The sequence below is a fragment of the Rathayibacter sp. VKM Ac-2927 genome (assembly GCF_022815525.1).
In the GTDB taxonomy this organism is placed as follows: Bacteria; Actinomycetota; Actinomycetes; order Actinomycetales; family Microbacteriaceae; genus Rathayibacter; species Rathayibacter festucae.
The window spans coordinates 233087-257880 of the sequence record NZ_JALGRT010000001.1; the positions used below are offsets into that span (position 1 = coordinate 233087).

Sequence of the window (24794 nt, forward strand, 5' to 3'; positions counted from 1 at the left end):
CGCTCAGGCCGAGCGCACGACGAGATCCAGCTCGCCGCTGCCGGCGTTCGGCGCCAGCTCGAACCCGCGGGACGCCGCCCACTCGATCAGCTCGGCGAGGGCGTCGGTCTCGACGCCGTCCTCCGCGAGCGCGCGGACGAAGAGACCCTTGCCCTGCTTGTTGAAGTGGTTGAGGTTGCGCAGCTGCCCCATCGCGTCGCGCGACCGCACCCGGACGAAGAAGCGCCCCTCCCCCGGCTGCAGCGGCCCGAGCGCCGCGTAGGACTCGCTGCGCAGGTCGAGGACGAGACCCGGGAGCGCCGACAGCTCGCGCCCCGCCTCGGCAGCCCACCAGCGCTTGAGCGGCATCCCGGGGATACGCGAGTCGTGCGACAGCCGGTAGGCGGGGATGCCGTCGAGGCCCCGGACGGGACCCCAGAGCGCGGACTGCACCACGACGATCCGGCCGAGGACGCCGCGCGCCCCGGCCGAGAGCGACGCCGCCTCGAGCGCGTCGAACAGCACACCGTCGAAGCGGTCCACCGCGGGCATCGCCGGCGCGGTCGGCAGTGCCGCGTTGCGCTCGATCTCGCCGAACTGCCGGGGACCGAGCTTCAGTGCGCGGGACGCCGCGTCCCGGTCGCCGGCGAGCGCGACCAGCGCGTCGCGCAGGGCGACGCGACGATCGGTCAGCCCCGGGAACGACAGCTCCTCGAGCCGGAACTCGGCCGAGCCGCCGTCGCGCTTGGTCTCGGACGGGGGAAGCAGGACGTGCACGGGGCTCCTCGGGGAAGACGGCGTGCGAGAGCGCACGCGGGGGACGCGGCGAGGGGACGCCGCGCACGACGGAGGGGCCGGGCGATCGCGATGATCACCCGGCCCCTCCGGTCGCCGCTCGAGGCGGCGGGTCGTCAGACCAGCGCGGCCTCGCGGGCCACGACGGTGACGACGTCGTTCTCGACGGACAGGAAGCCGTCGTCCGCCTGCGCGGTGATCCGAGTCCCGTCGGCGGCCGTGACGCGCACCTCACCGGAGGCGAGGATCGCGAGCATCGGCTCGTGACCGACCAGGATGCCGATCTCGCCCTCGACGGTGCGAGCCGAGATCTGCTTCGCCTCGCCCGCCCAGACCTCCGCGTTCGCGGAGACGACGCTGACCTTCAGGAACGCGGCCATGATCAGCCGTTCTCCTTCTGGATTTGGGCCCACTTCTCCTCGACGTCCGTGATCGGGCCGACGTTGAAGAACGCCTGCTCGGCCACGTGGTCGAACTCGCCGCGGGCGATCGCGTCGAACGACTCGATGGTGTCCTTCAGCGGGACGGTCGAGCCCTCCACGCCGGTGAACTTCTTCGCCATGTAGGTGTTCTGCGAGAGGAACTGCTGGATCCGGCGCGCACGCGACACCGTGATCTTGTCCTCCTCGGAGAGCTCGTCGACGCCGAGGATCGCGATGATCTCCTGCAGCTCCTTGTTCTTCTGCAGGATCTGCTTGACGTTCGTGGCCACGCGGTAGTGGTCGGCACCCAGGTAGCGGGGGTCGAGGATGCGCGAGGTCGAGGTCAGCGGGTCGACGGCCGGGTAGAGGCCCTTCGACGCGATCTCACGGGAGAGCTCGGTCGTCGCGTCGAGGTGCGCGAACGTCGTGGCCGGCGCCGGGTCGGTGTAGTCGTCGGCGGGGACGTAGATCGCCTGCAGCGAGGTGATCGAGTGTCCGCGCGTCGAGGTGATGCGCTCCTGGAGCACGCCCATCTCATCGGCGAGGTTCGGCTGGTAGCCCACCGCGGAGGGCATGCGGCCCAGGAGGGTCGACACCTCCGAGCCGGCCTGGGTGAAGCGGAAGATGTTGTCGATGAAGAGCAGCACGTCCTGCTTCTGCACGTCGCGGAAGTACTCCGCCATCGTCAGCGCGGAGAGCGCGACGCGGAGGCGGGTTCCCGGCGGCTCGTCCATCTGGCCGAAGACGAGGGCCGTCTTGTCGAAGACGCCCGCCTCCTCCATCTCGGCGATGAGGTCGTTGCCCTCACGGGTGCGCTCGCCGACACCGGCGAACACGGACACTCCACCGTGGTCCTGCGCGACGCGCTGGATCATCTCCTGGATGAGGACGGTCTTGCCGACGCCCGCTCCGCCGAACAGGCCGATCTTGCCGCCCTGCACGTACGGGGTGAGGAGGTCGATGACCTTGATGCCGGTCTCGAAGAGCTCGGTCTTCGACTCGAGCTGGTCGAACGCCGGGGGCTTGCGGTGGATCGGCCAGCGCTCGGTGATCTCGAACGACTGTCCGTTGATCGTGCCGTCGGCGTCAGCGTTGAGCACCTCGCCGATCACATTGAAGACCTTGCCCTTGGTCACGTCGCCGACCGGGACCGAGATCGGCAGGCCGGTGTCGTGGACCTCCTGGCCGCGGACGAGTCCGTCGGTCGGGTTGAGCGAAATGGCGCGGACGAGGTCGTCGCCCAGGTGCTGCGCGACCTCGAAGGTCAGCTTGGACGAGACGCCCTCGACCTCGACGTGCGTGTAGAGCGCGTTGTAGACCTCGGGGATCGCGTCGTGGGGGAACTCGATGTCAACGACGGGGCCGGTGACGCGGGCGATACGGCCGACGGCCCCGCCCGGAGTCCCGGTCGCCGCCTCAGGTGCGGTCAGTGTCATTGCTTCTTCCTTCTGTGGTCTCACCGCACCCGGAGGGCGGAGGCTTCGTGTCGGGGAGGTGCGCCGTCTACTTCGAGGACGACAGGGCGTCGGCGCCGCCGACGATCTCGGCGATCTGCTGCGTGATCTCGGTCTGGCGCGCGTTGTTGGCGAGCCGGGTGTAGGTCTTGATGAGGGTGTCGGCGTTGTCGCTCGCCGACTTCATCGCCTTCTGGCGCGCCGCGTGCTCGGACGCCGCCGACTGCAGCATCGCGTTGAAGATGCGGCTCTCGACGTAGACCGGCAGGAGGCGGTCGAGGACCGTCTCGGGGTCGGGCTCGAACTCGTAGAGCGGGTACAGATCGGTGTTCTGATCCTCGGCACCCTCGACGACCTCGAGCGGCAGGAGCCGGACGACGGTCGGCTGCTGGGTGACCATGCTGACGAAGCGGTTGTACACGAGGTGGATCTCGTCCACTCCGCCCTCTTCGTCATCGAGGTTGTAGGAGTCGACGACCGCGTCGGCGATCTCCTTCGCCGTCTCGAACACCGGCTGGTCGGTGCCGCCCGTCCAGATGCGGACGCTCGGACGCCGGCGGAACGAGAAGTACGCGTTCGCCTTGCGGCCGACCAGGTAGAAGACGACCTCCTTGCCCTCGCTGCGCAGCAGCGAGGCCAGCTCCTCCGCCTCCTTGAGCACGCTCGACGAGAACGCGCCCGCGAGGCCGCGGTCGGAGGTGAAGATCACGATCGCGGCCGTGTCGAGCTTCTCGCGCTCGGTCGTGAGCGGGTGCTCGACGTTCGAGTAGGTCGCGACGGCCGACACGGCGCGCGTGATGGCGTTCGAGTACGGAGCCGCGGCGGCGACGCGGTTCTGCGCCTTCTGGATGCGCGAGGCCGAGATCAGCTCCATGGCGCGGGTGATCTTCTTGGTCGTCTGGGCCGAGCGGATCTTCGACCGGTAGACCCGGAGTTGCGCTCCCATGTGTCTCCTGTTGTCCTTCTCTGAATCGTCAGGGGGCCGCTGTTAGCGACGGCCCTTGACGATCTTCTCCTGGCCGACCTCGTCGGCCGAGATCGCCTTGTGCTCCTCGCGCCCGACCGAGGCGAGCGGCTTGCCCTCACCGGTCTGGAACTCGAGCTTGAAGCCGTCGACGGCACGGTGCAGCTCGGCGACGGTGTCGTCGGAGAGCACGTTGGTGTCGCGCAGCGTGGAGAGGACCTGCGTGTTGCGGCCCAGGTAGTCGAGCAGCTCGCGCTCGAAGCGCAGCACGTCGGGGACGGGGACCTCGTCGAGCTTGCCGTTCGTTCCGGCCCAGATCGAGACGACCTGCTCCTCGACGGGGTACGGCGAGTACTGCGGCTGCTTGAGCAGCTCCGTGAGGCGGGCGCCGCGGGCGAGCTGACGGCGCGAGGCGGCGTCGAGGTCCGACGCGAACATCGCGAACGCCTCGAGCGAGCGGTACTGCGCCAGCTCGAGCTTCAGCGTTCCGGAGACCTTCTTGATCGACTTGACCTGGGCGTCACCGCCGACTCGCGACACCGAGATGCCCACGTCGACCGCCGGACGCTGGTTGGCGTTGAAGAGGTCGGACTGGAGGAAGATCTGGCCGTCGGTGATCGAGATCACGTTGGTCGGGATGTACGCCGAGACGTCGTTCGCCTTGGTCTCGATGATCGGGAGGCCCGTCATCGAGCCGGCGCCGAGCTCGTCGGACAGCTTCGCGCAGCGCTCCAGCAGGCGGGAGTGCAGGTAGAAGACGTCGCCGGGGTACGCCTCGCGTCCCGGCGGGCGGCGCAGGAGGAGCGACACGGCGCGGTAGGCCTCGGCCTGCTTCGACAGGTCGTCGAAGATGATCAGGACGTGCTTGCCGCCGTACATCCAGTGCTGGCCGATGGCCGAGCCGGTGTAGGGGGCGAGGTACTTGAAGCCGGCGGGGTCCGAGGCGGGGGACGCGACGATCGTCGTGTACTCCATCGCTCCGGCGTCCTCGAGCGCGCCCTTCACCGAGGCGATGGTCGAGCCCTTCTGGCCGATGGCGACGTAGATGCAGCGGACCTGCTTGTTCGTGTCGCCGGACTCCCAGTTGGCCTTCTGGTTGATGATCGTGTCGATCGCGATGGCCGTCTTGCCGGTCTGGCGGTCGCCGATGATGAGCTGGCGCTGTCCGCGGCCGACGGGGATCATCGCGTCGATGGCCTTGATGCCGGTCTGCAGCGGCTCGTGGACCGACTTGCGCGACATGACGCCGGGCGCCTGGAGCTCGAGGGCGCGGCGGCCCTCGGAGGCGATGTCGCCGAGTCCGTCGATCGGGTTGCCGAGCGGGTCGACGACGCGGCCGAGGTAGCCGTCGCCGACGGGGACGGAGAGGACCTCGCCGGTGCGGGTCACCTCCATGCCCTCCTCGATGCCGGAGAACTCGCCGAGGACGACGACGCCGATCTCATTCTCGTCGAGGTTCTGAGCGAGGCCCAGCACGCCGTTGGAGAACCGGATCAGCTCGTTCGCCATGACGCCGGGGAGTCCCTCGACGTGGGCGATGCCGTCGGCGGCGTCGATGACGTAGCCGACCTCGGTGGTGGACGCCTTGCCCGGCTCGTACGACGAGACGAAGTCCTTCAGCGCGTCGCGGATCTCATCCGGGCTGATGGTGATATCTGCCATGGGAATTCCTATTCGTTGGGTCCGTGCGAGCCGAAGCGGTCGTCGGGGCCTGACCTGGGTGGTGCGGAGGTCGGAGGCGGCGCGAGCCGCTCCCTGAGGATACGTGCGTCCGTCAGGACGCGAGCTGGAGCTTCAGGTCGGACAGCCGCGCCGAGACGGAGCCGTCGATGACCTCGTCGCCGACGTGCAGTCGCATGCCGCCCAGGAGGGAGGGGTCGACCAGGACGTTGACGGAGACCGGGCGGCCGTACTGGCGCGTGAGCGCCGAGCGGAGCCGGTCGAGCTGCTCGGGGTGCAGCGGAGCCGCGACCGAGACCGTGGCGAGGGTGAAGCCGCCCTGGTCGGCGACGACGCCCGCCGCGAAACGGACGAGCTCGGGGATGCGACGACCGCGCGGGTGCGCGATCAGCTGGCGGAGGATGGCGAGGGTCTCCGCGGAGGCCTTGCCCTCGAGGAGGCGCTGCACGAGCGCCACCTTCGAGTCCGCCGCGGCGAGCTTGCTGCCGAGCGCGAGCTCGAGCTGAGCATCCGACGCCACGACGGCGCCGAAGGTCTGCAGCTCGGTCTCGAGCGAGACGCCCTCCGGAGTGGCGGACGCGATCGCACGGACCCCGACCTCCTCGATCCCGGCGATCAGATCGCTCGGGCTCGACCAGCGGTGGCCCACGACGACGGTCAGCAGGCGCTTGGCCGGCTCACCGAAGGGTGCGAACACCCGGGCGACGAGGGCCTGCCTGCTGCCCGCGTCGGTGCTCGGGTCGGAGAGGACCGTGCGCAGCTGCGCCTGCCCGTCGATGACCCGGGCCGCCTCGAAGAGCTGCTGGGCGGTGTCGAGGGACGCCTGGCCGCCGAGGGCGGAGAGCTCCGCCTTCGCCGACGCGAGTGCCTGCCTGGACGCGCTGCCCATCAGCTGTTCGCCTTCTCCGAGGCCTCGAGGTCGGCGAGGAAGCGGTCCACGATCGCGGACGCCTTCGCGTCGTCGTTGAGGCTCTCGCCGATGACGCCGGAGGCGAGATCGATGGCGAGGGTTCCGACTTCGGAGCGCAGAGCGACGACGGCCGACTGGCGGTCCGCCTCGATCTGGGCGTGCGCGTTCTGGAGGATGCGCTCGGCCTCGACCTGCGCCTGCTCCTTCTTCGCCGCCACGATCGCGTTGCCGTCGGCGTTCGCCTTCTCGCGGATCACTCCGGCCTCGGCGCGGGCCTCGGCCAGCTGAGCGGTGTACTTCTCGAGTGCGATCTCAGCCTGTCGCTGGGCCTCGTCGGCCTTCGCGATGTTCCCCTCGATCGCGGCGGAGCGCGCGTCGAGCATCGTCTGGATGCGCGGCAGGACCAGCCTCCAGAAGAAGAACAGCAGGATGAGGAAGATCACCCCCGACCAGAAGAAGTCGTAGAACTCCGGGATCAGAATGACCGCGGGGACGTCACCTTCTTCCGCAGCGATGTTCACAGCGGTGCTGAACACGACTACGCCGCGAAGATGAAGTAGGTGGCGAGACCGATGAGCGCGAGCACCTCGGTGAACGCGATGCCGAGGAACATCGTGGTCTGGAGGCGGCCGGCCATCTCGGGCTGGCGCGCCATGGCCTCGACGGTCTTGCCCGCGACGATGCCGACACCGATGCCGGGGCCGATCGCTGCGAGGCCGTAACCGACCGTCGCGATGTTGCCGGTGAGTTCGGCGAGAACGGTGACTGAGTCCACGAGTGGGTCCTTTCAGTGGGGTGATCGTGTGAACGGGCGGGAGCCCGTGAGTAGTGGGGTCAGTGCTCCTCGGCGACGGCCAACTGGATGTAGACCGCAGCGAGGAGAGTGAAGATGTAGGCCTGCAGCACCGCGACCAGCAGCTCGAAGAGCGTGAAGGCGCCGCCGAAGGCGAAGGTCACGACACCGAAGAGCTTGAAGCCCGGGTCGATCTGCGAGCTGAAGAGGAAGAACTGCGTGGCCGAGAAGCACAGCACCAGGAGGAGGTGCCCGACGATCATGTTCATCACGAGCCGCAGCGCGAGCGAGAGCGGACGGATGATAAACGTCTGCAGCAGCTCGATCGGCGTGAGGATGAAGTAGATCAGGAACGGGGCTCCGGGCGGGAAGAGGGCGTTCTTGAAGAAGCCCATCCCCCGGTCCTTGATGCCGGCGTAGATGAAGGTCACGTACGCGACCAGGCCGAGGAAGAGGGGCATGCCCACGACCGACGTTCCCGCGATGTTCAGGAACGGGACGATGCCGGTGAGGTTCATCGCGATGATCGCGAAGAAGATCGTCACCAGGATCGGCAGGAAGCGGCGCGCGTCCTTCTCGCCGAGGATGTCCTTCGCGATCGTCACGCGGACGAAGTCGAAGGCCATCTCCACGACGCTCTGGAAGCGGCCCGGGACGATGCGCATCTTGCGCGTCCCGAGGTAGAAGAACAGCATCAGGGCGATGACCGCGATGAAGCGGACCAGCATGACGCGGTTGATCTCGAAAGGGGTTCCCTCGAAGAGGAAACCGGGCGGGAAGAACTCGGAGATCGACGGGGTGTGGAAGTCACTCTCACCGGTCGAGGACGAGACCAACAGGGTCACAGCGTTAGCAAACAGCGCTAGCTCCTGGAATTCGGGGCGTGGCACGTGGCAGACGAACGACGTGAATCGTTCGGACGCAACGCTCTCGCGACGACGAAAGGTGGGGTATTCCGCTCGGACGGCGTTCGCACTCGGCGGTCGACATCAACGATGAGACGACCTGAGGACGGGCACACGTCGCCTGCGGGGATTGGACCCTACTGTAGCAACAGAACGGCCTGAGAGCCGAATCGTGATCCTCTCAGACGCCACTCGGGGCGCGCTCATCGGGCGATGTCGCTGACGTTCGCCATGCGCGAGCGCGAGACGACGAGCACGTCGATGACGAGCGAGCCGAGCACCGCCGCGATGATCGTGACGAACATCGCGGTGCTGTTCAGCCACGGCTGGTCGCGCAGAACGAGGGCCGCGATCACGAAGAGGACGAACTTGGCGAGCCAGGTGCCGAGCACCACGGCGAAGAAGCCGCCGATGTCCATCCGGTTGGCGACGAGGATGCTGGCGGCGGTGAGCGCCACCATGACCCCGCCGACGACGGCGCCGATCAGGGCGCCGACGGCGCCCTCCCCGCCGGCGGCGAGGAATCCGACGATCGCGCCGACGACGGCCAGAGCGAGGACGAAGACGCCGCCCACGGCGAGCGTGCGCCGCAGGACGGGCACCGAGGCGGGCTGGGGACGGGGGGCGGCCGGGGAGGCTCCGGTCATGATGCTTCTTTCCGCGCCTGATGCGGCGCTGTCGTGTCGCGACCGAGCGGCAGGCCGATCGGCGAACGGCTCGTGTCCGTCTCGGACGCGCGGTCGAGGGGGTCGAGGACGGGGGACGCCTCCGCCGACTGCGCCGCCGCCTCGAGCCGCTTGCGGCGGCTGAGCGGGAGGAGCGTGACGACGGTGCAGGCGAGCAGCCCGATCGCGAGGAAGGCGAGCGGCACCCAGAGCACGTCGACGACGAACATCAGCAGGCAGCTGAAGGCGACGACGGCCGTCCAGGCGTAGAAGATCAGCACGGCGTGCAGGTGCGAGTGCCCCATGTCGAGCAGCCGGTGGTGCAGGTGCTTGCGGTCGGCGCTGAACGGCGACTTGCCCGCGCGCAGCCGCCGGATCACCGCGAGGCCGAAGTCCATCAGCGGGACGACGAGGATGGCGAACGGCAGGATGATCGGGATGAACGCGGGCAGCAGCTCCTTCGCCGCGAGCTGCGAGGGGTCGATCTGCCCCGTGACGGCGATGGCCGACGTCGCCATCAGCATGCCGACGAGCAGCGCTCCCCCGTCGCCCATGAACATCTTCGCCGGGCGCCAGTTGATCGGCAGGAAGCCCGCGCAGGCGCCGACGAGGACGACCGCGATCAGCGAGGCGAGGTTGAAGTAGTCGGTCGGCGACGTCTGCTGCACGAGCAGGTAGCTGTAGAGGAAGAACACGCCGTTGGCGATCAGCGCGACGCCGGCGACGAGGCCGTCGAGGCCGTCGATGAAGTTCAGCGCGTTGGTCACGAGCACGATCGCCAGCACGGTGATGATCAGCGACATCCAGGGCGAGCCGACGGTGAGGCCGCCGATCGGCAGCGAGACGATCTGCACGCCCTTCCAGGCGATCAGGCCCGCGGCGATCATCTGCCCGGCGAGCTTCGTCGTCCAGTCGAGGTCCCAGATGTCGTCGGCGACGCCGATGAGGACGATCAGGAGGCTCGCGCCGAGGATCGCGAGGATCGGCTCTGGGTTGGCGAACACCAGCCGGAAGTAGGGCAGCTGCGAGGCGATGCCGAAGCCGACGAGGATCCCGAGGAACATGGCGATGCCGCCCAGGCGCGGGGTCGGCCTGGTGTGCATGTCGCGCACCCGGATCGCCGGGTAGAGCCGGTACCGCAGGCTGAGCTTCCAGATGACCCACGACAGCCCGCAGGTCACGACCGCGACCGCGAGCGAGACCAGGACGAAGGTGATCATCGGCTACTCACCCGGGGTGGAGTCGGGGCGCGCGGTGCCGCTCGCCGCCGGCTCGTCCTGCACCTGAGCGCGCGACGCCCAGTCCGGTCGCGCCGTGGGAGCGGGCTGCTCCTCGGCGGCGACGGGCTCGTCGTCCTCGACGGTCGGGTCGCTGAGCTCGGTGGAGGCGTCGTAGGACGCGACCGGCGCGGGGGCCTCGGGCTCCTCGGCCGTGGCGACGCCGTCGAGCAGCAGGTCGCCGACGACCTCGCGGATGCTCTCGGCCGAGACGACGCCCTGGCGGAGGATGCGCAGGGTGCCGCCCTCGAAGCTGAGCGCGGTCGCGTCGACGATGGTGGAGGACTCGCTCGCGCCCGCCGGTCGGTCGCTGTAGCGGCTCCCGGCGGTGCCCGCGTCGAGGTAGACGTCGACGGAGTCGCCGAGCTGGTCGAGCGCCTCCTGGGCGGTGGTGGCGGACGGGCGGCCGGTGCGGTTGGCCGAGGAGACCGCGAGCGGCCCCGTCTCGGCGAGGAGCTCGAGGGTGACCGGGTTGTCGGGCATCCGGAGGGCGACGGTGCCCCGAGTCTCGCCCAGGTCCCAGACGAGGGAGGGCTGCGCGTGCAGCACGATCGTGAGCCCACCCGGCCAGAAGGCCTTCGCCAGCTCGCGGACGGCCTCGGGCACGTTCTCCGCGAGTGCGTCGAGCGCGGCCACGTCGCCGATCAGCACGGGTGGCGGCGACTGGCGGGTGCGCCCCTTCGCGTCGAGCAGGCGCTGCACCGCCGCGGCGTCGAAGGCGTTGGCCGCGATCCCGTAGACCGTGTCGGTCGGCAGGACGACGAGCTCGCCCCGGCCGATCGCGGTGCGCGCGAGACGGGTGCCGGTCAGGAGGTCCGTGTCGACGGAGCAGTCGTAGATGCGTGACATAACGCCGCAATGATACGGGACCACCGGTGGCGACCACCCGGAGGGCGCGCGCCGCTCCGGCAGACGGCTCCTGCACCGAGGGACCGCGCCGAGAGGGGGCCCGCTGCACCCGACCAGGCGATCCGCGCCCCGGGACGCGCCAGTCGAGGCGAGGCGGAACGGGGGCATCCTACCGTGTCCGGGCGGCTCGCCTGCCGTCGTGATCCCCGGTCGGGAGGCTCCCTCGATGGACCGGACGTCCTGCCGCGCGCCGGAGTCCGGGGCTCTCCGCCCCGGAGCTCGATGATCCTCCGCGTCGCCGCACTGCTGCGCTCGCCGACAGCGCGGAGCTCCTCGAACGCCGCCCTCGAACGGCTCGTCTCCCGCGGCACGAGCGCGGTCGTCGGCCTCGTCGTCGCCGTCCACGTGTCACCCGCGGAAGCAGGCGTCTACGCGATGGCGTTCCTCGCGCTCTCCCTCCTGCAGGAGATCGGGGAGAACACGGTGCGCCCGCTCGGCGTCGCGATGTGGCGGAGGGAGGGGGGCGCCCGCCAGCTCCGGCGCGCCGCCGCCGTCGTCTCCGTCGGCGGGGCGACGGCGATGGCGGTCGCGATCGGTCTGCTCTGGGCCCTGTCGGCGGCGTCCGCCGCGCAGGCCGTCGCCCTCCTGCCGTTCGTCGCGGTCGCGGCACTCCACGGAGCGATCCTGCCCGCACTGACCCGGGCGCAGTACGACGGACGCTGGGCCTCGATCGCGCGGGGCCAGGCCATCGGCAGCATCGCCTCGATCGTCGTCTGCGTCCCGCTCGCTCCCGTGCTCGGCATCGCGGCCGGATCGCTCCAGACCGGGGTGACCGAGGGGATGCTCCTCCTCCTGCTCTCGAGACGGGGGACGCTGCCGACTCCCGACCTGCCACGTCGGCCGATGCTCAGGGACTACGTGATCCCCACCCTGCAGAGCAACGTCTTCGGCTGGTTGCAGGGCCAGTCCGAGCGGATCGTCCTCTCCGCCCTCGGTGGAGCCACGACACTCGGCCTCTACTCGATCGCGAGTCAGATCGCGCGCGCCGTCTCGGACGCCGTCGTCCTCGGACTCGCGAACGTCCTCCGCGCCCGGGTGGCGAACTCCCGGACGGACGAGGAGCGGCGCGCAGTTCTCCGCTCCGTCGTGATGCAGGCGGCGGTCGGCGCCCTGGTCGTCCAGACGACGATGGTCGCCCTGGATCTCCTCGTCCTCGGCCGCGTCCTCGACTCCTCCTGGCATCCCGCCCTGCTGATCGTGCCGATCCTCTCGGTCTCCTCCGCGCCGATCGCCTGCCTGTGGTGCGCCTCCTCGTACCTGATCGTGCAGGGCCGCGCGAGCGTGCTCGTCCCCTGGCACTGGATCGGCGTCGCTCTCAGCATCGGAGCCGGATTCGCCGTCGCCGCCGATCTGCTCGCGGGGGCGTGCGCCGCCGTCCTCCGCGACGCCGTCGCCCTCGCCGGTCGCCTGCCGCACGTCGGGCAGGACATCGGACGCGCCGGTCTCCTGCGCGTCTCCGGCTGCCTCGCGGCCGGCGTGCTCATCGGCGCCGCAGGCTTCTGCGCCGCGCTCCCCCGCTACAGCTGACCATCCGTGACACCCCCCCCCGACCCCTGAGGCGACCCGCCATGACACCACCTCCCGCCGGCTCGCACCGCCGATCGCTCGCACGGTCTCCACGACGACCGCCGCCACTGCCGCGGCCCGGTCACCCGGAGGCCCCGCTCCCGGGCGGAGCGCCCGCGCAGCGCTCGAACGCCGTCTGGCTTCCCGCTCTGGCAGTCCTCCTGCTCGGCGCCGTGGTGGTGGCGGTCGTCACCGGCGAGCTCCGGATCCCGGCGCTCGCCGCTGCGGCGGCCTGCGTGCTGATCGTCGCCCGCCTGCTCCCGCCGGCCGCCGCCCTGACGCTCGTGCTCGTCCTCTACGCGGTCGTCCCGTTCGACTACCTGGCGCTGCCCGCGCCGTTCCCGATCCTCAGTCCGATCATCGTCCTCGCGGCACTCCTGGCGATCGCGACCGGAGCTCCGCCACCGCACTGGCTCCGCAGGACCCGGCTGATGGCGCCGATCGCATTCACGGTCTACTCACTGGTGATCCCCGTCCTCCGGCCGCAGGGGCAGATCGAGACGATCGCCTCCTGGACGGCCGTCGTCGTCATGGCGCTGATCGCCCTTCCGCTGTGGATGAGCGACCCCTCGGTCTTCCGGCCGCTGACCACCGCCCTCCTCCTCGTGTCGGTCGTCCTGGCGATCGTCGGGACGGTCGAGTTCACGACGCGGTCGAACCTCTACGCCGAGATCTTCGCCTCCGCTCCGTTCCCGCTCACGCAGAAGTGGAGCGTGTACCGGATCATGACGACGCTCGGGCACCCCCTGGTGAACGGGACCTTCTTCGCCTCGGTCGGGTCCCTCGCGTTCGGGCTGTTCCTCAAGGGCGGACGGCCGGGTGCCCTCCTCGGCTTCGCGGCCTGCTGCGCCGGAGTGCTGCTCTCCGGATCACGCAGCGCCGTGGTCGCGATCGCGGTCGGCGTCCTGATGGCCGGCGGCGTGACCGTCTTCCGCCTCACGGGCAGCCGGCTCGTCAGACTGATCCTCGCGTTCGCTCCTCTCCTCGTGATCGTGTCGACCGTGGGCGCTCAGGCCCTCGACTCCCGCTCCGAGACGGAGGAGGGCGCACGGTCCGCGGACGTCCGCGACCTGGTCCTCCGGATCGGTCTGAAGGTGCTGCCGACGGAGTCGGGCGTCTTCGGCTCCGGAGGAGGACTGTCGGGGGTCGTCTTCGCGCAGAACGGCGGGGGGAACTACGTCCTCGAGAGCAGCCTGTGGCAGACGGTGTTCAGCTACGGGATCATCGGCACGACCTTCCTCGTGGCTCACCTCCTGATCGTCCTGATCTGCTCGATCGCCCGGGGTGCGGTGGCCGGCCCCGCGATGCTGGTCGCCTACCTGGTGGCGGCGTCGGCCTTCAACCTCCTCGAGTCGGCGCCGGCCTCTCTGATCATCCCGGCGCTCGCCCTCCTGCTGACCATCGCGGAAGCGCGGTCGGAACCGGCACCGCCGCGTGCCCTCCCTCCCGTCCCTCCGCGCCGCGTCGGCCCCGGCGAGCGCCACTCGAGCAGCTCGGGCCCCGCTGCACCAGCAGCGCAGGACGGGCGCGCCGGAGCAGCCGGACCGGCGACGAGCCGAGTCGTTCCGGCCGCGCCGCGCCAAGAGCCCCGGAGACCGCGCCGCACGCCGCAGTGGCGGCGAGCGTCTTGGTAGCGTCCCGCGAGCCGCTGGACACCCCGCCCCCGGCGGACACCGAGGAGTGCTGATGACATCGACGCGCCGCTGGCTGGTCGCCACCACGGAGTACGCGGGGTTGACGCCCTACACCGGCGGAATCGGGCGCGGCTTCGCCTCGCTCCTGCCGGCGCTGGTGAGAGCCGGCGTCGAGGTCGACCTCGTCGTCCTCTCCTGCGATCCGCCCCTCGACGGCTTCGATCCGGAGGGCGTGCGGATCCTCGAGTACGTCCGGCTGCGCCGCCGGCCCGCTGTCGGCAGGCTCCTGCAACGGGCGCTCCACCTGCGCGCCCTCGTCCGCCGCTCCCGCTGCGACGTGATCTTCCTCGCGGAGTGGGAGGGCCTGGGGGCGCTGCTCCCCCGGCACGCGCCGCTCGTGACGAACCTCGCGACCGGCTACCGCATCGCGGACTGGATCGCGGGCCGGTCGACGGAAGGGCGGACTCTCCGCACGCGCCTCCTGATCGGGCTCCAGAAACGCCTCGAGACGCGCCAGATGAGACGGTCGCTCGGACTCGTCCCGATCTCCCGCGCCGTCCGGGACTGGTACTCGACGCGGATCCCGGAGCTTCCGCCCTCGGTCGTCGTCCGCAACTGCATCGACGTGCCGACGGTGCAGCGGAGCGCGCGGTCCGGCGACCTCCCGGAGGGCTGGCCGCCCGGCCCGGGTCCCGTGGTGCTCTTCCTCAGCCGCATCGAGCGGCGCAAGGGCGTCGAGACCGCGATGCACGCCTTCGAGGCACTGGCCCGCACCCGTCCTGACGTCTCCTTCGTCTTCGCGGGTGCCTTCTGCTTCCTCGAGCCGACGGAGGCGGAGCTCCTCGGCACGGTCGCCGTCGAGCACCGCGACAGGTTCACGTTCCTCGGCCACGTCGGAGGTGACGAGGTGTTCGCCGCGATCAGGGCCGCCACCGTCGTGACCTGTCCCTCGCGCTGGGAGGGGTTCGGGAACGCGGCGCTCGAGGTCAAGGCGGTGGGAACCCCGCTCGTCGCCACCACCGGCAGCGGCTTCGACGACTTCTGCGAGGACGGCGTGGATGCGCTGATGGTGCCTCGGGACGACCGCTCGGCGCTCAGCGAGGCGATCGGACGACTGCTCGACGAGCCCGAGCTCAGGGAGCGCCTCACCGCTCGCGCTGCGCGCGGGATCGGTGCCTTCACCGCGGACTCGGTGGCACCGGACCTGCTCGCGGCCGCCCAGCAGCTGCTCGAGGGCGCCGGCCGGGCGATCGGCGGGGCGAGCGCCTCGAACGGGCACCGATGACCCGCCCGAGCACGGCGCGTCCCTGCTCGGTCACGATCGGGGTCCCGGTCCACGGGGTCTCCGCGTACGTCGAGCGCTGCCTCTCCTCGCTGTGGGCGCTCGCGCTGCCGCCCGGATGCACGGTGGAGGTGATCATCGTCGACGACGCGAGCCCCGACGACTCGATGGTGAAGGTCCGCGCGTCGATCGCGGACGCGCCTCCGGCGTTCTCGGTGCTGGTGGTGACGCACGAGTCGAATCTCGGGCTCGCCGAGGTGCGGAACACGATCCTCGAGCGCGCCTCCGGAGACGCCGTCTGGTTCGTCGACTCCGACGACCACGTCCATCGGGACATGCTCGCGGCGATGGTCGATGCGATGTCCGGCGAGGTGGACGTCGTCGTCACCGGTCTGGTCGCCGTCGGCGAGTCGGGCGAGCGGCTGCCCGTCGGAGCGATGCCGTACACCGGGGGCCGCCTCTGGACGGGATGCGACGCCGCGGTCGAGCTCTTCGAGTTCCGGCTCTGGGCCTTCCTCTGGAACAAGCTCGTCCGGCGCGAGCTCTACGCCGGCCTCCGCTTCCCCCGCTCCCGCTCCTACGAGGACACGGCGCTGATGGCCGTCCTGCTCGCGCGTGCGCGCACGGTCTCGTTCGTCGATCGCGAGCTCTACGTCTACTCCGTCCGCCCCGGTGCGATCACGGACGGACTGCAGGTCGACCTCCTGGACCTCTCGAGGAACGTCCGTCACGTCGTGCGCCTGCTCGAGGCGGATTTCCCCCTGCTCGCCGCGCACCCCTCGGTCAGCTCCTACACGGCGCGGGTCGCCCACCTGTCGGCCCTGAACCACGTCGCCGAGCACCCGTCCGCGGGCGATGCCGGACGCACGATCGAGCGGGAGGTCTCGGCCGACGTCCGAGCGAGCGACGTCCTCCGCACCGTCCGCGACGGGCACCTCGCCGTCGCGGCCGCACTCGCCCTCATCGCCGTGTCGCCGAGCGCCTATGTGGGTCTTCGCCGCCGGTCGACGCTGACACGCATCCTGCGCCACCTGCGTCGATTCCGGCGCGTCTGACGCGGTCCGAGCGGCGCTGCGCGCCAGTTCCCCGACGAACACGCCCCTCCGGGTCGATGCCCGGTCCCGCGCGAATAGCGTCCCCGCCATGCCGAAATCCCTCGCCGTCATCGGCACGCGCGGCTACCCCAGCTACTACGGCGGCTTCGAGACCGCGGTCCGCCGGCTCGCCCCCCACCTCGTCGCCGCAGGCTGGGACGTCACCGTCTACGGGCGCCCCGGAGCGACCGTCGACGACGCCGAGGGCCGGGACCCGCGCGTCCGCGCCGTCGTCACCTCCGGCTGGGACTCCCGGTCGCTGAGCACGCTGAGCCACGGGCTGAGCGCCACCCGCGACGCGGTGCGACGCGCTCCCGACGTCGCACTCGTCATGAACGCCGCGAACGGCCTCTTCCTCCCCCTGCTCGAGCGAGCCGGCATCCCCAGCCTCGTGAACGTCGACGGCATGGAGTGGGAGCGGGAGAAGTGGGGGCCTCTCGCGCGGTCCGTCTTCCGGAGGGGCGCGCGGATGACCGCGGCGCACGCCACCGAGCTCGCGTTCGACTCCCACGAGATCGCCCGGCGCTGGGGCACCGACTTCCAGCGGGACGGCGTCTTCCTGCCCTACGGCGGCGACGTTCCGCCCGCCCTGCCCGTCGAGCCCGGGCTCCGGCACCGGTCGTACGCCCTCCTCGTCTCGCGGTTCGTTCCCGAGAACACCGTCGAGGAGTTCTTCGCCGCCGCTCCCGCGATCGCGCGCACCCACGACGTCGTCATCGTCGGCTCCACCGGCTGCGGCGGCGCGCTGGATCAGCGGGCCGCTCGCCTGGCGGCATCCCATGAGCGCATCCACCACCTCGGTCACCTCCGCGACGACGCCCGGCTCTTCTCGCTCTGGCAGCACGCGGGCGCCTACTTCCACGGTCACAGCGTCGGCGGCACCAATCCCGCGCTGGTCCAGGCCATGGCCTGCGGCGCTCCGACGGTCGCCCGCGACACCGTCTACAACCGGGAGGTGCTCGGGGAGGGCGGCGTGTTCGTCGCACCGGACCCTCCGTCGATCGCCGCGGCGGTGCGGCGGATGCTCCTCTCCCCCGACGAGCAGTGCGCCGCGAGCGACGCGGCCCGCGAGCGCGCCCGCGAGCACTACACCTGGGGCTCGGTCTGCTCCGCCTACGAGGAGACCCTCGCCCGGCTGGTGGACGGCGCAACGGCACGGTCGGCCCGTCCGCGCGCCCACCGCCGCCCGCTGGTGAACCGGTGAGCGGGTCCGTCGGCCGGCGACGCCGTCGCCGCCCTCCGGCCGCGGTGTCCTGTCCGCGAACGATCCTGTTCCTCCATCCCTCCGACGAGACCTACGGCGCCGACCGGGTCCTCCTCGAGGCGCTGCGAGCGGTCCCCGAGGACGTGACGGCCGAAGTCTGGCTCCCGGACGACCTGGAGTACCCCGCTCGCCCCCTCACCCGCCTGCTCGAGGAACGCGGTGTCACCGTGCGCCGCATGCCGCTGCCCGTGCTCCGGCGCGCCTACCTCCGGCCGCGCCACCTCCTCTCCTTCCTGCGGCGGACCGCAGCGACCGGCCGGGCGATCCGCGAACTCGATCCGGCGCTCGTCTACGTGAACACCGCCCCGCTCGCGCTCGTGCTGCCCGTCGCCCACCTCCTCGGTGCACCGACCCTCCTGCACCTGCACGAGCACAGTCGAGGGATCGAGCGCCTGGTCCTCTGCCTGCTGTTCCGCTCGGCGGACCGCCTCGTCGTCGTGAGCCGAGCGGTCGCGGACACGCTGACCGCCTCGAACCGGAGACGTTCGACCGTCGTCCACAACGGATTCGAGAGCGCACCGCCGGTCCCGCTCCCGCAGGGAGACGAACTCGTCTTCGTCCTGGCGAGCAGGTGGAACGCGTGGAAGGGCCACGAGCACTTCCTCCGGGTGTGGAGTCGCCTCCAGCGCCGAGACGTGCGGCTGATCGTCCTCGGCGGGCCTCCGGTCTGCGGGGCCGGAGTGGACGTCCCCGGCATCGTGGCGGGCATGCGGAACGGCGAGTCCGTCGAGGTGCGCGGCGAGTGCGAGGACGTGCGGCGAGTGCTGGACGCCGCTCACGTCGTCGTCGTGCCCAGCACGTCGCCCGATCCCCTGCCGACGATCGCCCTGGAGGCCGCCGCAGCCGGACGAGCAGCCCTCGTCAGCCGCTCCGGCGGGCTGCCGGAGATCGTCCTGGACGGCGTCACCGGGCTCACGCTCGCTCCCGGCGTGGTGGAGGAGTGGGTCGCGGCCGTCGAGGGCCTGGATCGCGCCACCGTCGAATCGTTCGGACGGGCCGCGCACGAACACTCCACGGCGGCGTTCTCCCGGAGCGAGTTCGTGCGCCGCATCGGCGAGGAGCTCCGGGCGATGCTGCGATGACGCCGCCGAGACGTGCACTCGTCGTCGCGAGCCCGTACTCCGAGGGGGCGGCCAGGGCCCTGATCGCCGGCGCGGCGTCGCGCGGGGCTCTGGCCGCGGAGATCCTTCCGCGCACGAGGCTCGTCGCTCTCGCCGCGTCGATCCCCCTCCCCTCCGCTGCAGCCCGCACGACCTTCGGGCGGCGGATGCGCGTCCTCCGGGACGGCTACGCCACGTCCCGTCCCCACCGGGTCGAGCGGGTGTCGCATCTGGCCGAGACGGTGCTCCGCGCGGGTCTCCGGCTGCCCTGTCCCGGTCTCGCGCTGCGGGCGTCCTACCTCTCCAAGATCCTCTTCGACCGGGCGGCGGCGGCTGTCGAGCTCCCCGAGGGCGCGGTCGTGCTCGGCTTCCCGGGCGCCTGCCTCGCGCTCTTCCGCGCCCACCCCGGCGCTCGGCGGGTCTTCCACGCCGTCGACGCCCATCCGCGCGCGCACAACGGCGAGCTCCTCCGGCACTTCTCCCGCAGCCGGACCTGGGACGAGCGCTACCCCGGCCGCCTGGTGCGCCGGATCGAGAAGGAGCTGCGGCTCGCCGACATCGTCCTCACCCCCTCGGCGATCGTCTCGGAGCAGATGGCCCGGTACGGCGTCGATCGCGCGAAGATCGCGCAGATCCCCTACGGCGTGAGCCTCACCGGCTTCACCCCGGACGGACCGTCCGTCGATCGCGACCCCGAGCGGCGACGAGTCGTCTGCGCGGCCCACCTCTCGCATCGCAAGGGGATCCCCCAGCTCCTCGACGCCGTTCGAGGGCTGCCGGTCGACCTCGTCCTGGCCGGCGGAGTCTTCGATCGGCGCCTGCTCCGCGGTGCGCCGCCGAACGTGATCGTCACCGGCCCGCTCTCCGCGGACGAGCTCGCGCGGGAGTTCCGGGCCGCCGACGCCTTCGTCCTCCCGACACTGGAGGACGCCTGCTCCCTGGTCGTCGCCGAAGCCGCGGCCTCCGGCCTCCCGGTGATCACGACCGACGCCAACGGTGCCTCCGCCCTTCTCGACCCGCGGCACAGCACGGTCCTGCCCGCGGGAGACGTCCTGGCGCTCCGGGAAGCGCTCAGCAGGGTGCAGCCGCTCGATCGCGCGACCCGGCTGGCGATCGCGGAGTCGGCGCGCACCGCGGCGACGTCGATCACCGACTGGACTACCTACGCGGAGCGGGTGCTCGACGTCGTCCTCGCCGAAGAAGGGGCACGGGTCATGGGCGATCGGGCGGGCTGCGGTGCGCGGCACGGGCGGAACTGAGAGAATCTCTCGCAATAGCGAGCACACCTCATTTTCTCGTGTACGGTGCTGTTCCTGTCCTCCTCGCTCGAGGCGGCGCCGCTCGGCGCCCGCCTCTCGCTCCCGCCCCCACCGAAGAAGAGACCACCGCCATGCTCCGACGCCTCGACGGCACCGAACCCCGGGTCATCGCCGTGACCGTGTCCACCGGAAAGCGCACGGCGACACTCGCCCGCGTCGTCGAGGCGGCGCTGCAGGCCGGCGCCGACTCGGTGCACGTCGTCTTCAGCGGCAACGGCGGCCAGGAGCGCGTGCTGCGCGGACTGCTCCCGGCGGGCCTCGACGCCCGAGTGAGCGCCACGGTCTTTCCGAACGACCTCGGCACCGCCGGCGGCTTCCGCGCCGCGATCGAGCACTGCCGGACGCAGGAGCTGGACTACGCCTGGCTCCTCGAGGACGACACCGCGCCGCGGCCGGACGCACTCGCCGTGCTGCTGGCCTCTCCCCTGGCGCTCGATCCGAGGGCCTGCCACGCGAGTCTGCGCGAGATCGACTTCTACCAGTCCCAGCTCGTCACGGGTCGACCCGCCGCCGAGGTGTTCCCGAGCCCCGGCCGGTTCCTGGACACCGACGTGCGCCGGCTGCTGAAGCGCGGAGCCGGAGGCCGCTGCGGGGCGCGCCCGCAGGAGCCGATCGTGGTTCCGATCGCGCCCTACGGCGGCCTGCTGGTCTCCCGGGCCGCGCTCGTGGAGGTGGAGCCGCCGCGTCAGGAGTTCGTGCTCCGGGGTGACGACCGGGACTGGACGCGGCGGATCACGCGGGCCGGCTTCACCCTCAACCTGCATCCCCTCAGCCGGATCGACGATCTCGACCGGTGCCGGAGCGCGGCCGAGCGCGCGTCGGCGACCGACGTGCTCCTGCACTCCTCGAACTCCCGAGAGCTCTACCTCGCCGTCCGGAACCGGACCGCCCTCGACCTCGAGCTGGCCCGGACGGAGGGGCGCCGCGGCAGCACCGTCTTCGCGCTGAACCGCGGGCTCTACTGCGCCGCACTGGCGGCCCGGGGCCTGCGATGGGGCCGGGTGGCGACGGCCGGCACGATCCTCCGGGGCGTCGTCGCGGGCAGCCGGGGGCGCTTCCTCTCCGTGCGCTGAGTCGTCGCCAGACCTCCGGGTCGGGCCGTCGATCTCCCGCGGCGGGCGGTCGGCTCCCCGGGCCGGGTCGCCGGGTCTCACGGTCGGGTCGCCGGGCCCGGGTCAGGCCGCCAGGAGGCCGAGCTCGACGAGCTCGTCGAGGAGCTGCTCGATCTCCGCGCGCCGGCCGTCGGCGAGCACGTCGCCGAGGTCGTCCGCGGTGTGGACGACAGCGGCGGCCCCTGCTCGCGAGCGCGCGTCCTGAGCGGAGAACCGCTCCCAGAGCAGCCGAGCCGACCCCTGCAGCACGACCGGCTGCGCGCTCGCGGAGGCACCGAGGGGCAGGAGGTAGAGGCCGTGCGGCGTCGCCATCGCCGCCACGCGGGCCCCCGTCGCGGACTGCCCGCAGGACGTCCGCGCGCCGTCGACGACCGGCCCGGCCGACGGAGCCGTCCGCTCGGTGACGGGCGCCGGCGCGGCAGCTCCGCCGACGGGAGCGGTCCTCCCGGGTGCGAGTCGCGATGCAGCGATCGGGTCGGCTCCCATCGGAGAGGCGCGGCGCACGGCCACGAGATCCTGGATCGCGGGCAGGAGCGCACGCGTCGCGGCGACGAAGCGCCGGGCACGCATCGCCAGGCGGGCGGAGGCGGTCGGCGGGAGCAGCGGGTGGTCGATCACGAGGTCCCGGCCGGTGGGGTGGAGCGCTCGCCGGAGCACGACGAGACGCTCCGCGAGTGTCGGCGCCTGGACGATCGCCAGCAGCCAGTCGGCCGTCCTGCTCGGCCGGCGCGTGCGCAGCCGCCAGAGCGCGTACTGGCGACTCGGCCGGGCGGGCAGTGCGACGGTCCTGCCGATCCGGGCGAGGAAGGGGGCGATCGGCTCCAGGCAGCCGAGCTCCGCGGCTCGAGCGACCACCGACTCCTCCCGGCCCTGTGCCGCCACCACGGCGACGAGCTCCTCGAACTCCTCCTCGCTGCGCTGCTGATACGGCGAGCGCAGGCTGTGCAGGGCGGAGACCACGACGGACGTGTCGAAGCCGATCGCCCGCACCGGAACGCCGGCGACGACGATCTCGCAGCGGGTCCGCCAGAGCACCTCGAAGGCGAGCTGCGGATCGACGAAGAAGCCGGGCCAGCTGGTGTGCACGTCGATGTCGCAGGGCCAGGAGGGGTGGAGGAGGGTGATCGAGTGGGTCACGAACGCCCGGTGCGCGGCGGATCCCGGCCGGACCGACCAGCCGCGCTCGCCGAGCAGGGTGAGGAGGCGGTCCGCGTCGCCCGGGGCGACCAGGACGTCCGCGTCGCTGGAGGGATGGGGACGGCGGATCCGGTGCGCGTCGGCGATCGGGCCCTTGAGGAACAGGGTGCGGATCCCCGCGCCGCGGGCGAGGTCGTCCACCAGAGCGTGGACCAGGCCGACGGCGGCGGCGAGCGGGAGGACGACGGTGGGTCGCATGGTGGCTGCCCTCCTCCGTTCTCCGGGACGCGGATCCGCGCCGCAGAGAACCGTAGGAGCCGTCGGCCGGAGAACGGCCCCGGGGCGCGGCATCGCGGGTCCGCGTGCGCGGGACGTCGCCCGCGCCGGGTGGACCTCTCCCGGCCGGTGGGCGCCGCGGTGCCGTCCGGGCGTCCGCTCGTGGTGCGGTAACGTCCCTGCTGGAAGCCCCGGCCCCCGTCCCTCCCACTCACAGCAGGAGCACTCGTGCGAATCCTCGTCACCGGCGGAGCCGGCTTCATCGGCAGCAACTTCGTCCACCTGACCCTCCGCGAGCGACCCGACGCGCGGATCACCGTGCTGGACAAGCTCACCTATGCGGGCAACCGCGCCTCCCTCGCCCCGGTCGCCGACCGGATCACGTTCGTCGAGGGCGACATCGCCGACGCCGAGCTGGTCGACCGGCTGGTCGCCGACACCGACCTGGTCGTGCACTTCGCCGCGGAGTCGCACAACGACAACTCGCTGAACGATCCGACGCCGTTCCTCGAGACCAACATCATCGGCACCTTCACGCTGCTGCAGGCCGTGCGGAAGCACGACGTCCGCTACCACCACATCTCGACCGACGAGGTCTACGGCGACCTCGAGCTCGACGACCCGGCGAAGTTCACCGAGCAGACGCCGTACAACCCCTCCAGCCCGTACTCCTCGACGAAGGCCGGCAGCGACCTGCTCGTGCGCGCATGGGTCCGCTCCTTCGGCGTGAAGGCGACGATCTCGAACTGCTCGAACAACTACGGGCCGTACCAGCACGTCGAGAAGTTCATCCCCCGGCAGATCACGAACGTCATCGACGGCGTGCGGCCCAAGCTCTACGGTGCCGGCGAGAACGTCCGCGACTGGATCCACGTCGACGACCACAACAGCGGCGTCTGGGCGATCATCGAGCGCGGGGCGCTCGGCGAGACGTACCTCATCGGCGCGGACGGCGAGAAGAACAACCTCGAGGTGATCGGGCTGATCCTGGAGGAGTTCGGCCAGGCCGCCGACGCCTTCGACCACGTCACCGACCGACCCGGCCACGACCTCCGGTACGCGATCGACTCCACGCGCCTGCGCACGGAGCTGGGCTGGGAGCCGCGCTACACAGACTTCGAGTCGGGCCTCGCCGCGACGGTGCAGTGGTACCGCGAGAACGAGGACTGGTGGCGTCCGCAGAAGGCGGCGACCGAGGCGAAGTACTCGGCGGCTGCGAGCTGATCCGCGGCAGGGCCTCGACCCCCGCCGCCCCGGCGACGCCGACATGACGCTGCGCTCCCGGTCGCTGCTCGTCCACCTCGCCGTCGTCGTCGCCGTGATGGTGCTGCTCGACCCGCTCGACATCGGCCGGATCATCCAGTTCCGCGCACTGGGAGCGGGGGTGCTGCCATTCCTGTCGGGTGAGCTGTTCCACCCCTACGTGCTGCAGACGACGGGTCTCGCTCTCCTCTGCGCGCCGATCCCTCTGCTGCTGCCCCGACGGCTCAGGCCTCTCCTCATCGCTCTGTCGGCGATCGCGATCTGGGGGCTCGGCCTCTCGCTCTCGATCGCCTTCGGCAAGCCACTCTGGGGCGCTCCGACCGCCGCCGCCGGCATCGTAGCCGGCCACGTGCTCGGCTCGGTCCCCCTCCTCTTCCTGCGGCGACGCGACGACTCCGCGAGGCTCTCCGCGCCACGGCGGCCACGGGGAGGCACCCTCGCCGCACGGCTCGGGCGGACGCAGCTGGTGCTGGTCGGGACGGCCGCCGCCGCGGCGTCCGCCGTCGCGCTGATCGGCATCCCGTTCCTGGTGCTCCCCCTCCAGCAGAGCATGGCCGCGGTCGAGCAGTCCGACGCCGTCGTCGTCCTCGGTCCCGCGGAGCCGGCGCGGATCGCCCTCGCCCTGCGCGCCGCGGACGAGGCGCCGACCCTCACCGTCGTCATCTCGTCCTCGGTGCGCGAGGACCGCTTCGTCGACGAGCGCTGCGGCACGACCGATCCGGTCCGGATCCTCTGCTTCGCCGCCGTGCCGTTCACGACGGCCGGGGAGGCGTCAGCGGTGCAGGCGCTGGCCTCGGAGGAGAGCTGGCACCGGGTGGCGTTCGTCACCTCCCTCCCCCACGTCAGCCGCGCACGGCGGGTGATGGAGCAGTGCACGACGCTCGACGTCGCCGCGATCTCCGCGAGCTCACCCTCGAGCCCGAGCGACTGGTCCTACGCGTACCTCTACCAGCTGATCGCGACCACGAAGGAGCTGCTGCGGGGAGCCTGCTGA

At 71.5% G+C, this 24794-nt stretch carries 23 protein-coding genes; 10 read left to right on the forward strand and 13 right to left on the reverse strand.

Features of this window, described 5'->3' with window-relative positions; translation table 11 throughout:
• Positions 1–3: 3 nt before the first annotated feature.
• From MT353_RS01120 to MT353_RS01175, 12 genes are all read right to left on the reverse strand, one after another.
• The gene (locus MT353_RS01120; protein WP_243623408.1) at positions 4–756 is read right to left on the reverse strand and encodes a YaaA family protein; all 753 of its coding nucleotides are present in this window, start codon (positions 754–756) and stop codon (positions 4–6) included.
• A gap of 134 nt (positions 757–890) precedes the next feature.
• On the reverse strand, positions 891–1154 hold the full coding sequence (locus tag MT353_RS01125; protein ID WP_123735364.1) for a F0F1 ATP synthase subunit epsilon: 264 nt from the start codon (positions 1152–1154) through the stop codon (positions 891–893).
• Between the two features lie 2 nt (positions 1155–1156).
• Positions 1157–2632, reverse strand: a complete 1476-nt coding sequence (atpD, locus tag MT353_RS01130) for a F0F1 ATP synthase subunit beta (RefSeq protein ID WP_123445507.1) — start codon at positions 2630–2632, stop codon at positions 1157–1159.
• Between the two features lie 67 nt (positions 2633–2699).
• On the reverse strand, positions 2700–3596 hold the full coding sequence (locus MT353_RS01135; RefSeq protein ID WP_123445506.1) for a F0F1 ATP synthase subunit gamma: 897 nt from the start codon (positions 3594–3596) through the stop codon (positions 2700–2702).
• Between the two features lie 42 nt (positions 3597–3638).
• Positions 3639–5276 carry a F0F1 ATP synthase subunit alpha gene (atpA, locus tag MT353_RS01140; protein WP_123702905.1) on the reverse strand — a complete coding sequence of 546 codons (1638 nt, stop codon included), beginning with the start codon at positions 5274–5276 and terminating at the stop codon, positions 3639–3641.
• 112 nt (positions 5277–5388) lie between these two features.
• Positions 5389–6183, reverse strand: a complete 795-nt coding sequence (locus MT353_RS01145; RefSeq protein WP_243598965.1) for a F0F1 ATP synthase subunit delta — start codon at positions 6181–6183, stop codon at positions 5389–5391.
• Complete coding sequence (locus tag MT353_RS01150) at positions 6183–6740, reverse strand: F0F1 ATP synthase subunit B (protein WP_243582674.1); 558 nt, start codon at positions 6738–6740, stop codon at positions 6183–6185. Before MT353_RS01150 ends, MT353_RS01145 begins: the two co-directional genes overlap by 1 nt.
• Positions 6741–6742: 2 nt before the next feature.
• A complete protein-coding gene (locus tag MT353_RS01155; protein WP_055794702.1) occupies positions 6743–6979 on the reverse strand; it encodes an ATP synthase F0 subunit C in 237 nt (78 codons plus the stop codon).
• A 59-nt stretch (positions 6980–7038) separates the two neighbouring features.
• The gene (gene atpB, locus MT353_RS01160; RefSeq protein ID WP_123445503.1) at positions 7039–7842 is read right to left on the reverse strand and encodes a F0F1 ATP synthase subunit A; all 804 of its coding nucleotides are present in this window, start codon (positions 7840–7842) and stop codon (positions 7039–7041) included.
• 263 nt (positions 7843–8105) lie between these two features.
• Entirely contained in the window at positions 8106–8549 is a 444-nt protein-coding gene (locus MT353_RS01165) for a hypothetical protein (protein ID WP_123445502.1), read from the reverse strand.
• Entirely contained in the window at positions 8546–9787 is a 1242-nt protein-coding gene (locus MT353_RS01170; protein WP_123702899.1) for an MraY family glycosyltransferase, read from the reverse strand. Before MT353_RS01170 ends, MT353_RS01165 begins: the two co-directional genes overlap by 4 nt.
• A gap of 3 nt (positions 9788–9790) precedes the next feature.
• Positions 9791–10693, reverse strand: coding sequence for an L-threonylcarbamoyladenylate synthase (locus MT353_RS01175; protein ID WP_127886203.1), 903 nt, complete (start codon positions 10691–10693; stop codon positions 9791–9793).
• Between the two features lie 282 nt (positions 10694–10975).
• On the opposite strand from MT353_RS01175, the gene MT353_RS01180 reads away from it, so the two are divergent.
• From MT353_RS01180 to MT353_RS01215, 8 genes are all read left to right on the forward strand, one after another.
• Positions 10976–12280: an oligosaccharide flippase family protein gene (locus tag MT353_RS01180; RefSeq protein ID WP_243623409.1), complete on the forward strand. Its 1305-nt coding sequence runs from the start codon at positions 10976–10978 to the stop codon at positions 12278–12280.
• Positions 12281–12321: 41 nt separating this feature from the next.
• Complete coding sequence (locus MT353_RS01185; protein ID WP_243623410.1) at positions 12322–13953, forward strand: O-antigen ligase; 1632 nt, start codon at positions 12322–12324, stop codon at positions 13951–13953.
• 52 nt (positions 13954–14005) lie between these two features.
• Positions 14006–15238 (forward strand): glycosyltransferase family 4 protein, encoded by a 1233-nt coding sequence (locus MT353_RS01190; protein ID WP_243623411.1) that lies wholly within the window; start codon positions 14006–14008, stop codon positions 15236–15238.
• Positions 15235–16290: a glycosyltransferase family 2 protein gene (locus tag MT353_RS01195; protein WP_243623412.1), complete on the forward strand. Its 1056-nt coding sequence runs from the start codon at positions 15235–15237 to the stop codon at positions 16288–16290. Before MT353_RS01190 ends, MT353_RS01195 begins: the two co-directional genes overlap by 4 nt.
• An 88-nt stretch (positions 16291–16378) precedes the next feature.
• Positions 16379–17533, forward strand: a complete 1155-nt coding sequence (locus MT353_RS01200) for a glycosyltransferase (RefSeq protein WP_243623413.1) — start codon at positions 16379–16381, stop codon at positions 17531–17533.
• Positions 17534–17577: 44 nt separating this feature from the next.
• Complete coding sequence (locus MT353_RS01205) at positions 17578–18675, forward strand: glycosyltransferase family 4 protein (protein WP_243623414.1); 1098 nt, start codon at positions 17578–17580, stop codon at positions 18673–18675.
• Positions 18672–19952: a glycosyltransferase family 4 protein gene (locus tag MT353_RS01210; protein ID WP_243623415.1), complete on the forward strand. Its 1281-nt coding sequence runs from the start codon at positions 18672–18674 to the stop codon at positions 19950–19952. Before MT353_RS01205 ends, MT353_RS01210 begins: the two co-directional genes overlap by 4 nt.
• Before the next feature lie 131 nt (positions 19953–20083).
• Entirely contained in the window at positions 20084–21085 is a 1002-nt protein-coding gene (locus MT353_RS01215; RefSeq protein ID WP_243623416.1) for a glycosyltransferase, read from the forward strand.
• A gap of 102 nt (positions 21086–21187) precedes the next feature.
• Here the strand turns inward: MT353_RS01215 and MT353_RS01220 are convergent, their stop codons facing one another.
• The gene (locus MT353_RS01220; RefSeq protein ID WP_243623417.1) at positions 21188–22519 is read right to left on the reverse strand and encodes a nucleotidyltransferase family protein; all 1332 of its coding nucleotides are present in this window, start codon (positions 22517–22519) and stop codon (positions 21188–21190) included.
• 246 nt (positions 22520–22765) lie between these two features.
• Here MT353_RS01220 and rfbB point away from each other — a divergent pair, with 246 nt between their 5' ends.
• Both rfbB and MT353_RS01230 read left to right on the forward strand, forming a co-directional pair.
• Complete coding sequence (gene rfbB / locus MT353_RS01225) at positions 22766–23761, forward strand: dTDP-glucose 4,6-dehydratase (protein WP_243623418.1); 996 nt, start codon at positions 22766–22768, stop codon at positions 23759–23761.
• A gap of 43 nt (positions 23762–23804) precedes the next feature.
• The gene (locus MT353_RS01230; RefSeq protein WP_243623419.1) at positions 23805–24794 is read left to right on the forward strand and encodes an ElyC/SanA/YdcF family protein; all 990 of its coding nucleotides are present in this window, start codon (positions 23805–23807) and stop codon (positions 24792–24794) included.